11 protein-coding genes are annotated in these 13263 nt (G+C 65.4%); all 11 read right to left on the bottom strand.

Annotation, left to right across the window (positions count from 1 at the left end; genetic code table 11):
• Positions 1-492: 492 nt before the first annotated feature.
• The 11 genes from tyrS to argJ all read right to left on the bottom strand — a co-directional run bounded on the left by tyrS (position 493) and on the right by argJ (position 13250).
• A complete protein-coding gene (tyrS, locus tag DFR67_RS16980) occupies positions 493-1782 on the bottom strand; it encodes a tyrosine--tRNA ligase (RefSeq protein ID WP_245937997.1) in 1290 nt (429 codons plus the stop codon).
• Positions 1779-2462, bottom strand: coding sequence for a DNA-3-methyladenine glycosylase (locus DFR67_RS16975; RefSeq protein ID WP_110470655.1), 684 nt, complete (start codon positions 2460-2462; stop codon positions 1779-1781). Before DFR67_RS16975 ends, tyrS begins: the two co-directional genes overlap by 4 nt.
• Positions 2463-2464: 2 nt before the next feature.
• Complete coding sequence (locus DFR67_RS16970; protein WP_110470705.1) at positions 2465-2734, bottom strand: Trm112 family protein; 270 nt, start codon at positions 2732-2734, stop codon at positions 2465-2467.
• Positions 2735-2751: 17 nt separating this feature from the next.
• Positions 2752-5745, bottom strand: coding sequence for an AMP-binding protein (locus DFR67_RS16965; protein WP_245937996.1), 2994 nt, complete (start codon positions 5743-5745; stop codon positions 2752-2754).
• Between the two features lie 87 nt (positions 5746-5832).
• On the bottom strand, positions 5833-7263 hold the full coding sequence (gene argH, locus DFR67_RS16960) for an argininosuccinate lyase (RefSeq protein ID WP_110470654.1): 1431 nt from the start codon (positions 7261-7263) through the stop codon (positions 5833-5835).
• Positions 7263-8459: an argininosuccinate synthase gene (locus tag DFR67_RS16955; RefSeq protein ID WP_084835819.1), complete on the bottom strand. Its 1197-nt coding sequence runs from the start codon at positions 8457-8459 to the stop codon at positions 7263-7265. The genes argH and DFR67_RS16955 overlap by 1 nt, the downstream gene beginning before the upstream one ends.
• An 82-nt stretch (positions 8460-8541) precedes the next feature.
• A complete protein-coding gene (locus DFR67_RS16950; RefSeq protein WP_110470653.1) occupies positions 8542-9012 on the bottom strand; it encodes an arginine repressor in 471 nt (156 codons plus the stop codon).
• The gene (gene argF / locus DFR67_RS16945; protein WP_110470652.1) at positions 9009-9932 is read right to left on the bottom strand and encodes an ornithine carbamoyltransferase; all 924 of its coding nucleotides are present in this window, start codon (positions 9930-9932) and stop codon (positions 9009-9011) included. The genes DFR67_RS16950 and argF overlap by 4 nt, the downstream gene beginning before the upstream one ends.
• Positions 9929-11128, bottom strand: a complete 1200-nt coding sequence (locus DFR67_RS16940) for an acetylornithine transaminase (protein ID WP_110470651.1) — start codon at positions 11126-11128, stop codon at positions 9929-9931. The genes argF and DFR67_RS16940 overlap by 4 nt, the downstream gene beginning before the upstream one ends.
• Positions 11125-12066 (bottom strand): acetylglutamate kinase, encoded by a 942-nt coding sequence (gene argB, locus DFR67_RS16935; RefSeq protein WP_110470650.1) that lies wholly within the window; start codon positions 12064-12066, stop codon positions 11125-11127. Before argB ends, DFR67_RS16940 begins: the two co-directional genes overlap by 4 nt.
• Positions 12063-13250, bottom strand: coding sequence for a bifunctional glutamate N-acetyltransferase/amino-acid acetyltransferase ArgJ (argJ, locus tag DFR67_RS16930; RefSeq protein ID WP_110470703.1), 1188 nt, complete (start codon positions 13248-13250; stop codon positions 12063-12065). The genes argB and argJ overlap by 4 nt, the downstream gene beginning before the upstream one ends.
• Positions 13251-13263: the final 13 nt, after the last annotated feature.

Genomic DNA, 13263 nt, shown 5'->3' with positions numbered 1-13263 from the left:
CCCACACAGGAAGGCTTCGTCACCGTGACAGAACGCAGCACCTAAATTGGCACTAACAATCCATCGACACACTATCGAGTTCTCAAAGAACACACTCGCCCCGACTTCGACACGCACTTCACGTAGCGCGCCATCCCGGAGGAGCTATGTATTATCTTGCTTAGAAGTTCTGCTCCAAAGCTAGTTTGGCGCAGGTCTCCCAACCTACCAGTCTTGAAACCTGCTCGCAACATTCCGTTTCCGGAGTGTTGGCTGAAGTCTGTCGACCTTCGGCCACCCACGACGATACGCTCCACACTGAAGTGGACTCGTTTCCATCCTGGGCGGTCAGCGTTGTTCCTCTAGGAAAACATCCCGTTGGTGTTGTTGGCAAGTCCGGACTCTCGCTCTCCGGCGCCTCACTCGCTGACTTGAAGAAAGTTACGGGACTACGGCACTGGGAGTCAAATCGCCAGGTCACAGGCCTTGGGGCGACTGGTTGAGGGTTAGAGGTCACCCGATCTGGACGCCGGCGAGGTTCTTCTTGCCTCGACGCACGACCAACCACGCTCCATGGAGTAGGTCCGCTGTGGTCGGCTGCCAGTCCTCGGCGGTGACCTTCTGGTTGTTCACGTACGCGCCACCTTCGCCCACCGTGCGGCGGGCAGCCTTGTTGCTCTCAGACAATCCGGTCGCCACCAGGAGCTCGACAATCGTGGGAGTGGACCCTGCATCGAACTGGGCAACGGTGGTTTCCGAGAGTGCGGCGGCAAGCGTGCCCTCGTCCAGGTCTGTGAGTTCGGCTCTACCGAAGAGGGCCTGACTCGCGACCTGGACCGCTTCGGTGTTCGACTCACCGTGGACCAACGTCGTCATCTCGGCGGCGAGGCGTCGCTGCGCCTCCCGCAGATGTGGTGTCTCGGCCGTCACCCGCTCGAGCTCGTCGATCTCGTCCCGCCCGAGGAAGGTGAACCACTTGAGGTACCTGATGACATCGGCGTCGGCTGTGTTGAGGAAGTACTGGTACCAGGCATAGGGGGTCGTTCTCTCCGGATCGAGCCACAGGCTCCCGCCGCCGGTCGACTTCCCGAACTTCTTACCGTCCGCGGCAGTCACCAGCGGCACAGTCATCGCATGCACCGAATCACCGGCGACACGCCTGGTCAGATCGACTCCGGCGATGATGTTGCCCCATTGATCCGATCCGCCGATCTGCAACGAACAGCCGTACTCCCGATGCAACTGCACGTAGTCGTTCGCCTGCAGGAGCATGTAGCTGAACTCGGTGTAGCTGATGCCGTCGCTTTCGAGGCGCCGCCGCACGGTGTCCCGGGCGAGCATCGTGTTGACCGAGAAGTGCTTACCCACATCGCGCAGGAAGTCGATCACCGAGAGCTTGCTGGTCCAATCCAGATTGTTGACCACCACCGCGCCGGTAGGACTGCTGTCGAAGTCGACGAAACGCTCCAGTTGGAGCCGGATCTTCTCCGCGGAATCGGCAACCGTCTCGGCGGTCTGCATGACCCGCTCCCCCACGTCCCGAGGATCGCCGATCATTCCGGTCGCTCCACCGGCCAAAACGATCGGCCGATGGCCGGCGCGTTGAAAACGTCGCAACGTGAGCAACGGCACCAGATGACCTGCATGGAGGCTTGGCGCAGTCGGGTCGAATCCCGCATACAGCGTCGTCCGATCGAGGAGCACTTTCCCCAACTCGTCGATGTCGGTGCTCTGGGCGATGAGTCCACGCCACGTGAGTTCGTCGAGTATTGCTGTCGGCTGGTCGGGATTCGCTACGGTCACGACCCCGATCTTCCCCCATCGGTACGCGACCCCGAAAGCCGGAGGGCACCGAGGGGTTCGGCGCGCCGGTACTTGGACACAGCCGAGCTACGTCCGTCCCACAGCCGCCACGGTTGGTCCTGCGCCGAACTGACCCCGACCCTGGGTCCCGTTTGCACCGCGGACGCAGGTATACGTGGTCCGCGATACAGTCGAACCGGCGAATCGGGACTACTCACATCCGACCCGTTGAGCTCTCGGGTGATGCCCATCGCCGAACCCACATTCCCTGGCCCACAGGCAAATTGGGACTCGGTGCGCGCAGTCGGCCGCCGGATGGACACCAGATCATGGCCGGCCACTATCTCACCTGCTCGCATCAAAACGCCGCCGCATTGACCCACCGGTCCATACGAGATGTTGCCGCACCAGTGAATCCCGTAGGACCGGTACACGTAGAGGTGGCCGGCGCTGCCGTACATCACCCGATTGCGATCGGTCGGACCCCGGTAGCCGTGAGATGCGGGATCCGGAAATGGGCTGCCGGGCGAACCCCCGTAGGCCTCGACCTCCACGATGCGCATCCGGGCGGTGCCGTCTGGGGCATCAACCTCCAACAGTGACCCGAGCAGTCGCCGCGCCGCCTGCAATGGTGTGGCGGAAGCCAGACGGGTGACGTCGAAGGGGACGAGATCGGCCAAGGTCAGTCCGAGACGGGTCCGGTGGTTGCCGTGGCGCGAGCAAGCAATGCCTCGTGTTCGGAATCGCTGTCCACGTCGCGCGCGTCATCGATCAGCAACGCAGGGATGCCGTCGTCGATCTTGTAGGAGCGACGAAGTCGAGGGTTGTACATCTCCTCGTCCCCGATGACCAGCAAGGGACCGTGGTCCTGCGGGCAGGCCAGCAACGTCAGCAACAGAGGACTCAAACCGGCTTCGTGTGACACGGCACCAACGGTACCCGGCTCCGTCATCGTCAGCCTCGGGGCCATCAGTGGGGCTCGGGTACCGCACCGACGACGAGGGCGCCGGCCTCCCACCCGCGCTCGGACGCGATCGCCCTGGTCAACCGGCGATAGCGGCCGTCGTCGTCACGGAACCAGACGCCCGCGCCCGCCGCGGGTATCCCGGCCTCGCGCATCGCCTCGGCGCGCGGGCGGTACGAGTTCGTCACTTCGATCGTGTCGAGAACCCGGATGATGTGCGGTCGTTGTGCCGGGGTCAGCCCGGCGAGGGCGAGACGCAGAGACGACCCGGTCGGTGATCCGGTGTCTTCCTGCTTCGACACGGCCGCGACGGCCAATTGATTGCCCGGCTCCCCCACTTTGTAGACCACCGCGTGTTTCACCTGGATCAGGCGAGACAGGCCATCGATGATCGGCTGCGGGTACACGTAGCCGTCGCTCGAGATCACCACGCCACTGGTGTGTCCCATGAACCAGAAATCGCCGTCGGCGTCGCGCTTGAACATGTGCTCCGACAGCTGCCAGCGGTCACCGATGTTGAATACGTCGCGCAGGACGGTCGCGCCGACCTCATACTGCTGCCCGGCCTTCGACATCATCACCCCGACCTCGTCGACCCGTGCCTCACGGACGAATCCGTCGCTGTCGGTGATCAACCGACCCTCGCTCAGATCGAATGCTGCGATTGCCACATCGTTGACGCCGGGCACGGGCCGGCCCGCCGAACCGACCTTCGTGCCGGTGACATTGGCGAGGATCGCGGACCCGTCGCCGGTGGCGAAGAACTCGAGTACGCGCGCCCTCGGGAACCGTTCGACGAGATCGTCCCAGAGACCGGCCGGCATACCTGAACCCATGAACAGCCTGATCGGGTTGTGCACGCCGATTGCAAGATCGTCCGACTGGATGACGTCTTGAAGCATCGACCAGGTGTACGAGACGACCGTGATGCCGTATCGGTAGACCTCTGTGGCGAAGCGTTCCGGGTCGATCTCGCCGGACAACGCGATCCGCGCACCGCCCGCGACAGTTCCACCGAGTGCGGTGAGCAGTCCCGAGGCATGGTGCAGCGGTGTGAGGCAGTAGACGGTGTCACTGCCGCTGAGCGCCGCAGCGGACGCCGCGCCGAACGCCGACAGTGCCCACCGATGGTTCGTGACCGGCCACTTCTCCAGCGTGCCACCGTTCTTGCTGAACAGGACAAACGCCAGATCGCCTGCCCGACCCGGGTCGGGCCGGTACCACGATGGCACCTCGACCGCATCGGGGTCGATCTGTTCCATGTCGATGATGCGTTCACCGTCGGCCTGCGCCAGTTTGCGGGCATCGCCGCCGCCCCCGCCGAGCACCAGAACCCGGTCCGCGATGGCTGCCGAGTCATCGAGGTTAGCCGGATCCGCCAGCACCAGAGCGCAATCACCAAGCCGCAGCGACTGTTTGAGATCGTTGCCGGGCGAGAGCATGACCGCCACGGCACCGAGCCGCGACAATGCCGCGATCGCCACCAGGGCGCTGGGCCTGGTGGCCATCAGGACGCCCACGTGCTGTCCCGGTCGTACGCCGCACGAGATGAGACCACGCACCACATTGTCGATACGGTCATTCACCTGGCGATGGCTCAGTACCCGATCCTCGAAAAGGAACAGTTCCTGCTGCCCGTGCTTACGGGCGTTCTCGTTCATGAGCTTGCCGAGAGAGATCATGGTGCGCGATTGCAATTGCCCCAGCCGGACCAGCCTGGGGAGTACGCGCGCCGATTCTCGAAAGACAGCGTCCGTGGTCCGGGTGACCGAACGTGCAGCGCCGAAGATCTCTCGACCCGCCTCCGCCCCGACGCCTGCTGCAGACCCGAAACCGTGCGCCACCCGCGATGACAAGCTCACGCCGGTCTGACCGCTGCGGTCGCTGTCGTCGTGCATCTTCTCGATGGCTTCGGGCTGCGGCCCGGTGCCGTCGTGCCACCGGATCCACTCCGCGGTCGTCGGCCAGGTCCTGGTTCCCGCGGTCGATCCGACCACGAGCCCGAAATGTCCGACCGGCAACGCGGATTCATACACCTGCGACAGCGGCGCCGCACGCAGGATGCCCCGGACGGCCACCGGTTGCCCGATGTCGTCGGCTTCGCCGAGGAAAGCCAGCACCGGACTGGTGACCTCCGCCAACGTCACCACCTGATCGCCGATGACAAAACCCCCGCCGACCATCCGGTTGTGCACGACGAACTGGCGTAGAAGCTCGGCCACCGCCGGCCCGGACCACGCGACCCACCCATCCACCTCGATGAACCGGCGGGAGTCCTCGCGCGGCAGCAGCGCTTCGCGATCATGGAGCTGGCGGAGGAAATCGATCCTGCTCCGGGCGGCCTTGACGGGGTCGACGAGTTGGAACCCTGTACGCGCCAGCCACCCGGGAACCGAGAGCCGGTTGAAGACATTGTCGGCGAGGAACTGCGCACCCGGCGAGACCAGCGCGGCAGGGAGACCCAGCGGCAGCGCCCCGAGTACGTCGACCGGGCTGCCGTAGGTGATGACGCTGGCGATTCCCTTCGAGCGCCGGTACGCCGCGGTCTGGTAGCAGAACATGCCGCCCTGCGAGTACCCGGCGAGGTGGACGTCTTTGCCCGTGACCTCACGCACGCTGTCGATCACTTCGCTGATCGACACGATGTGATCGGCGAGCGTTCGGTTCATCCCACCGTCGATCTTGTCGGGCGACCCGAAGTCGACAACCCACGGATCCAGCCCCGCGTTGTGCAGGATTGTCACGGCGCCGTTGTCCGCCGTGACGTCATATACGTTCGCCGACACCATCATCGGTGGTACCAGCACGACAGGCGGTCCGTCGGCGGGGTCGTCGGGGAAGTACCGGCGCAACCGGTACATGGGCACTGTTTCCTCGACTCTGTAGGGAGCCGGTTTGGTGCCGGTTTCGAGACTGCCGTACCGGATGACCTCCAGCCCGTTCTGAGCAGTGGCTACAACACGATCAAGGGATTCCTTGATGTTGGGAAGGCCGCGCACAAACACCCCTCACGAACGACGAACTGCTGGACAGTGACTGGCGTCACACTCTACCCCCGGTGCCAGTGTCGACGTCCCGGGAGCCGACTAGAAGTCGCGGTGCCCGGCGGCCGACTCGGCCAGCCTATGCAATTGTTCGGCAACCCGCGTCCCCGCCGTGCCACCACGAGCGTCGCGAGATGCGATCGAGCCCTCGACCGTGAGTACCTCTCGCACCGCGGGCGTGAGCGCCGGGTGGATTTGGGCGAACTGCTCGTCGGTGAGATCGGGCAATCCGACCCCGTGTTCTTCGGCAACCCGTACGCATGCGCCTGCGACCTCATGCGCCACCCGGAAGGGAACGCCCGCCCTCACCAGCCACTCCGCGATATCGGTGGCGAGCGTGAAGCCCGCAGGGGCGAGCTCGGCCATCCGCTGCTCGTGGAATGTGAGCGTCCGGATCAGGCCGGCGATCGCGGGGAGCAACAGCAGCAGCTGTGTCACCGAATCGAACACCGGCTCTTTGTCTTCCTGCAGGTCCCGGTTGTAGGCCAAGGGTTGCGCTTTGAGCGTTGCGAGCAACCCCGTCAGGTTGCCGATCAGACGGCCGGACTTGCCTCGCGTCAGTTCTGAGACATCGGGGTTTTTCTTCTGCGGCATGATCGAGCTGCCCGTCGACCACGCGTCGGCGAGCGTGATGTACCCGAACTCCGGTGTGCTCCACAGGATCACCTCTTCGGCCATCCTGGACAAATCCACGCCGATGAGGGCGAACACGAACGCCGCCTCCGCCGCGAAGTCTCGCGACGACGTGGCATCGATCGAGTTGTCCGCCGCCGAGTCGAACCCGAGATCGGCAGCGATCGCCTCCGGGTCCAGCCCCAGGGAGGAACCTGCCAGCGCACCCGAACCGTATGGCGACACTGCCGCACGCTTGTCGAAGTCCTTGAGTCGCTGCACATCACGGATCAGCGGATGCGCGTGAGCCAGAAGATGGTGTGCCAGCAGCACCGGCTGCGCGGCCTGCAGGTGCGTTTTGCCGGGCATGACCGCATCCGGATGCGCGCTCGCCTGGGCGATCAGCGCATCGACCACGTCGAGGACGCCCGTTGCCACCGCTCGCACCGCATCACGCAGCCACATCCGGAACAGCGTCGCCACCTGATCATTTCGCGATCGACCGGCCCGCAACCGGCCCCCGACCTCGGCGCCCACCCGTTCGATCAGGCCCCGTTCGAGCGCGCCGTGCACGTCCTCGTCGCTCTCGGCCGGACCGAACGCGCCGGAGCGGACGTCGTCCGCGAGCCGACTGAGCCCGTCCTGCATCGTCGCCAGATCATCGTCGGACAGCAGGCCCGCTCTGTGCAGGATCTTCGCGTGGGCCTGGGACGCGCGGATGTCGTACGGCGCGAGCACCCAGTCGAAATGGGTCGACTTGCTCAGGGCCGCCATGGCGTCCGCAGGCCCCGACGCGAAGCGACCTCCCCAGAGGGAGCCTTCGTTGGTGGCGGACCCCTCGTTCGACGCCTGCGGTGCCACTACGCCAGATCCCGCTTCGCGGAGATCTTCGACGACAACCCGTGCAGATGCACGAAGCCCTTTGCAGCGGACTGATCGAACGTGTCGCCTTCGTCGTAGGTGGCCAGGTTGAAGTCGTACAGCGACTCCGGGCTGCGCCGACCGGTGACCGCGATGTGGCCCCCGTGCAGGTTCAACCGGATGTCGCCCGTGACGTGCTCCTGGGTGTGGTCGACGAATGCTTCCAGCGACGCCTTGAGCGGCGAGAACCAGAGGCCGTCATAGACAAGCTCGGCCCATTTCTGATCGGTGTGCCGCTTGTAGCGACCGAGTTCGCGTTCGAGGGTGACGTGCTCGAGCTCCTCGTGGGCGCGGATCAGGACCATGGCACCGGGTGCCTCGTAGATCTCGCGGCTCTTGATACCGACCAGACGGTCTTCGACGACATCGAGCCGGCCGACACCGTGTGCGCCTGCGCGCCGGTTCAGTTCGACGATCGCCTCCAGCACGCTGACCGGGCGACCGTCGATCGCGATCGGACGTCCCTTGTCGAAGCTGATGATGACCTCGTCGGGGGCCTGCCAGTTGATCGTCGGGTCCTCGGTGTACGAGTAGACGTCCTTGGTGGGAGCGTTCCACAGATCCTCGAGGAATCCGGTCTCCACCGCGCGACCCCACACGTTCTGGTCGATCGAGAACGGCGACTTCTTCGAGACGTTGATGGGGATCGCATTCTCTTCGGCGAAGTTGATCGCCTTCTCCCGGGTCCAGGCATAGTCGCGAACCGGCGCGATGACCTCGAGTTCGGGTGCCAGCGAGCCGAATCCGACCTCGAAGCGGACCTGGTCATTGCCCTTGCCGGTACAACCGTGCGCGACGATGGTGCCGCCGTGATCGCGTGCTGCGGTCACCAGATGCTTGGCGATCAGGGGCCTCGAGATCGCCGACACCAGCGGGTACCGGTCCATGTAAAGGGCGTTGCTGGTGATCGCCGGAAGGCAGTATTCGTCCGCGAACTCGTCACGGGCGTCGACCACCACGGATTCGACGGCGCCACAATCGATGGCCCGTTGACGGACCACCTCCATGTCCTCGCCACCCTGACCGAGGTCGATGGCCACGGCCACCACCTCCTTGCCGGTCTCTTTACCGATCCAGCTGATGGCCACCGAGGTGTCCAGGCCGCCCGAGTACGCGAGGATTACGCGCTCCGCCATGAGGGGGTCACTCCTTGTTTTGTTCGTTGTACAACTGTTGAGTATCGATGATCTGCGAAATCTTCGTTTGACGGTCAGAATCTCATGCCAGCGCCTCTAACCTCACGGCAAGGTCTGCACCCGTCACAGGTTCGCGTGCCAACACGAACAGGGTGTCGTCCCCGGCGATGGTGCCGACAACGTCCGGCAGGCTGGCCCGGTCCAGCGCACTGGCCAGATAGTGCGCCGCACCCGGTGGTGTCCGGAGTACCGCCATGGAGCCGCTCGAATCGACGGAGACGAGCAACTCGGTGAGCAGCTTGGACAGCCTGTCGGTGCCCCCGGTCACCCCCCGCACCGGAGAACCGTCTTCCGGGATGACGTAGATGCCCGTGCCACCGTCCGGGGCTCGCAACTTCACCGCACCCAGCTCATCGAGATCTCGGGACAGGGTCGCCTGGGTGGCTTCCACTCCGTCATCGGCCAGCAGGCCCTGCAGTTGCGTCTGGCTGTGCACCTGCCGGCCGGCCAGCAATGCGATGATCCGAGCCTGCCGTCCGGCCCTGGTGGTCATTGTTGTTCCAGAAGCCAGATGAGGATCGCCTTCTGCGCGTGCAAGCGGTTCTCCGCCTCGTCGTAGACCACGCTGCGCGGCCCGTCGAGGACCTCGTCGGTGATCTCCTCACCGCGATGCGCAGGCAGGCAGTGCATCACGATGGCCTCGGGATCGGCGAGCGCAACCAACTCGGCATTGATCTGATAGGGCCGGAACGGGGCCACGCGGTCCTTACCGTCGCCCTCCTGCCCCATCGACGTCCACGTGTCGGTGACCAGCACGTCAGCCCCAGCGGCGGCTTCACTTGGATCGCCGACGATCTGGACGCTACCGCCGGTCAGCTCCGCCCGATCCCGCGCATACCCGACGAAGACGTCGTCGGGCGTGAATCCCTCGGGCGCACTGATCCGGACATGCATTCCGGCATTGACCCCACCGAGCATCAGCGAATGCGCCATGTTGTTGGCACCGTCGCCGAGGTAGGTCAGGGTCAGGCCTTCGAGCGCGCCTTTGTGTTCGGCGATGGTCTGCAGATCGGCGAGGATCTGGCACGGATGGAAATCGTCGGACAACGCGTTGACCACCGGGATGGTGGCGGCCGACGACATCTCTTCGAGGCGGTCCTGACCGTAGGTCCGCCACACGACTGCCTCCACATACCGCGACAGCACCCGGCCGGTGTCGGCCAGGGTTTCCTCGCGGCCCAACTGGGTGGCCTTGCCGTCGACGACAACGGCGTGTCCGCCGAGTTGGGCGATACCCACCTCGAAGGAGAACCGCGTGCGGGTGGAGTTCTTGTCGAAGATGACCCCGACGCCTTTCGGGCCGGCAAGCGGCTTGTGCCCGAAGGGATCCCGTTTGCATTGCGCTGCCAGCTCGAGCACGCGGGTCAACTCGTCCGGGGACAGATCGTCGTCGCGGAGGAAATGACGGGTCATGAGATCGCCTGCTTCGCGGCATCGAGGATGGCGGGCAACGCCTCGATGAATCCGGTCGCTTGTTCCTCGGTGAGGATCAGCGGCGGCGCCAGCCGCAGGACGTCGGGGGCGGGTGCGTTGATGAGGAAGCCCCGCTCGCGCGCCGCCGCCTCGGTCGCCGCCGCGATCGCCTCGGTCAGGACGATCCCGAGGAGTAGCCCCGATCCCCTGGTTTGCGAGATCAACGGATGGTCGAGATCCTCGATCGAGGACGTGATGTGTTTACCGAGCTTCGCGGCGTGATCGGCCAACCCGAGCGTGTCGACCTGCTCGATGACCGCGAGCGCCGCCGAGGCACACACCGGGTTCCCACCGAACGTCGTGCCGTGCTGGCCGGGTTCGAGCAGATCCGCCGCAGGGCCCGTGGCCAGCACTGCACCGATGGGCAATCCGCCACCGAGGCCCTTGGCCAGCGTCATCACGTCCGGGGTGATGCCTGCCGCCTGATGCGCGTAAAACGTTCCGGTACGGGCGATCCCGGTCTGCACCTCATCGAGGATGAACAACGCACCGTGGGCGGTGGTGAGCCTGCGGACCGCGGCGAGGTAGTCCGCGGGCGGGGTGACAACGCCGCCCTCCCCCATGATCGGCTCGAGGATCACCGCGGCGGTCTGCGGGCCGATCACCGCTGCCATCGCGTCGATGTCGCCGTAAGGAACGTGCCGCACGCCGGCAGGCAGCGGTTCGAACGGCGTGCGCTTCGCGGGCTGCCCGGTCAGCGCCAGGGCACCCATCGTCCGGCCGTGGAAGGCTTGCTCGGCGGCGATGATCTCCGGCCGCCCCGTGCGGCGCGCGATCTTGAAGGCCGCCTCGTTGGCCTCGGCCCCGGAGTTGCAGAAGAACACCCGGCCCGGCACCCCCCACCGCGACAACAATGCCTCCGCGAGTGCGATCGAGGGCTCGTTGAGATACATGTTCGAGGTGTGCCCGAGGGTGGAGAGCTGCTGGGTGACGGCATCGATGATCGCCTGGTTGCCGTGTCCGAGGATGTTGACGGCAATACCACCGAGTAGGTCGAGGTACTCGCGCCCGTCGACACCCGTCAGCACCGCACCTGATCCCGAGCGCAACGCCACCTTGGGGGTGCCGTAGTTGTTCATCAAAGACGATGTCCACCGGTCCTGCATGATGGTCGTCGGGTCTGTCGGGTTGGTCATGATTGTTCCTCGATCGGGGGTTTCTCGCCGTAGGCGCCGGGAATGATCTGGTCGGAATCCGGTACGACCATCGTTCCGTTGCCCTCGGTGGTGAAGAGCTCGAGCAGTGTCGAATGCTTTGTGCGGCCATCGATCACGTGCGCTCGTCGGACGCCACCCGCGACTGCTCGCAGACATGCCTCCATTTTCGGCACCATGCCGGCGTCGAGTCGGGGCAACAGCTCGGCCAGCGCGGTGGTACCGATCTCGGAGACGAGCGACCCGCGGTCCGGCCAGTCGGTGTAGAGACCTTCGACGTCGGTGAGCATCACCAGCTTCTCGGCGCCGAGTGCCTGCGCCAGCGCCGCGGCCGCGGTGTCGGCGTTGATGTTGTGGACGACGCCGTCGGCGTCGGGGGCGATCGTCGACACGACCGGGATGCGGCCGGCGGCGATCAGGTCGGTGACCGCAGCCGGATTGACGGTGGTGACATCTCCGACCAGTCCGATGTCGGTGGCCTCGCCGTCTACCAGTACCGAACGACGGGTGGCGGTGAACAGGTGCGCGTCCTCGCCCGAGATGCCCACTGCGTAGGGACCGTGTGCGTTGATGAGGCCGACGAGTTCACGCCCGACCTGGCCGAAGAGCACCATGCGTACGACATCCATCACCTCGGGCGTGGTCACGCGGAAGCCGCCACGGAACTCACCGGTCATGTCCAGACGTTTCAGCATCGCCGATATCTGGGGACCACCTCCGTGAACGACCACCGGGTGGATCCCGCAGGTACGCAGGAAAACCATGTCCTCGGCGAAAGCGGCCTTGAGTTCGTCATCGATCATGGCGTTACCGCCGTACTTGACGACGATCACCTTGCCGGAGAAGCGTTTCAGCCACGGGAGTGCCTCGGCCAGGACGTGCGCTTTCTCGAGCGCGGTCAGTGTTGCCGGTTCACTCATGACGAGTAGGCCGAGTTCTCTTCGACATACGCGTGCGACAGGTCCGTGGTCCGGATGAACGCCGTGCCGGAACCGATTCCGAGGTCGACGGTGAGGTCGATGTCGACGCCCGACAGGTCGGCGTCACGGGCACCGGGGACCCCGGTCCCGTTCTCGCAGACCGGATAGCCGTTGAAACGTACGGAGATCCGGTCGGGATCGAGTTCGACCGGAGCCATTCCGACTGCCGCGAGAACGCGACCCCAGTTGGGGTCGGAGCCGAACAACGCGGTCTTGACCAGGCTGTCCCGCGCAATCGTCCGCGCTGCCGCGAGCGCATCGGTGTTCGAGGTCGCACCGGTCACGGTCACGACGACACGTTTGGTCACACCCTCGGCGTCGGCCTGCAGTTGCGTCGCAAGGTCATCGCACACCAGCCGGACGGCCTCGTTCAGCTCGTCCTGACTCGGCGTCACCTCGCTGGCGCCCGAGCTCAGCAGCAGGACGGTGTCGTTGGTCGAACAGGACCCGTCGACGTCGAGCCGGTCGAACGTCAGCGACGTCGCGGCACGCAGGGCATGATCGAGTTGGTCGGCGGTCACCGCCGCGTCCGTGGTGATCACGCTGAGCATCGTCGCCAGCGATGGCGCCATCATTCCGGCACCTTTGGCCATCCCGCCGACGTTCCACCCTGCGGTGTGGTGAAAAGCCGACTGTTTCGGCACGGTGTCGGTGGTCATGATCGCGTGCGCCGCATCGGTGCCGCCCGACATCCCGCCGCCCATCTCGTGAACGATCTCGGTCACCCCGGCGAGGACCTTGTCCATGGGAAGCCGGTCGCCGATCAAGCCTGTCGAGCAGACCGCGACTTCGAGTGCACCGGTTTCGGTGCCCCAATCGCTGATCGCCGCCGCGAGAGCTTCCGCCGTGGCGTGGGTGTCCTGGAACCCACCGGGGCCGGTGCAGGCGTTCGCACCGCCGGAGTTGAGCACGACGGCGCGCAGGCGTCCGGTGGTCAGCACCTGCTGACTCCACAGCACAGGCGCCGCCTTGACCTTGTTCGCGGTGAAGACTCCCGCCGCCGCATACTCGGGTCCTTCGTTGAACACCAGTGCCAGGTCAGCTTTTCCGCTGGCCTTGATGCCCGCGGCGATACCGGCCGCCCGAAATCCCAGCGGCGCGGTGACGCCCTGCAGATGCGTCATCCGGTGCCCGTCT

It is taken from the genome of Williamsia limnetica (assembly GCF_003217475.1).
GTDB classification, from domain to species: domain Bacteria; phylum Actinomycetota; class Actinomycetes; order Mycobacteriales; family Mycobacteriaceae; genus Williamsia; species Williamsia limnetica.
Note: the sequence above shows the minus strand (reverse complement) of the source record. Positions and strands in the feature narration are given on the sequence as shown.

What these genes read in the sequence shown, in the direction of transcription:
- DFR67_RS16970 (WP_110470705.1), bottom strand. Translation starts at nt 2,734, where the DNA reads ATGACGGAGCCGGGTACCGTTGGTGCCGTGTCACACGAAGCCGGTTTG.
- DFR67_RS16955 (WP_084835819.1), bottom strand. Translation starts at nt 8,459, where the DNA reads ATGGCGGAGCGCGTAATCCTCGCGTACTCGGGCGGCCTGGACACCTCG.
- DFR67_RS16950 (WP_110470653.1), bottom strand. Translation starts at nt 9,012, where the DNA reads ATGACCACCAGGGCCGGACGGCAGGCTCGGATCATCGCATTGCTGGCC.
- argF (WP_110470652.1), bottom strand. Translation starts at nt 9,932, where the DNA reads ATGACCCGTCATTTCCTCCGCGACGACGATCTGTCCCCGGACGAGTTG.
- DFR67_RS16940 (WP_110470651.1), bottom strand. Translation starts at nt 11,128, where the DNA reads ATGACCAACCCGACAGACCCGACGACCATCATGCAGGACCGGTGGACA.
- argB (WP_110470650.1), bottom strand. Translation starts at nt 12,066, where the DNA reads ATGAGTGAACCGGCAACACTGACCGCGCTCGAGAAAGCGCACGTCCTG.
- argJ (WP_110470703.1), bottom strand. Translation starts at nt 13,250, where the DNA reads ATGACGCATCTGCAGGGCGTCACCGCGCCGCTGGGATTTCGGGCGGCC.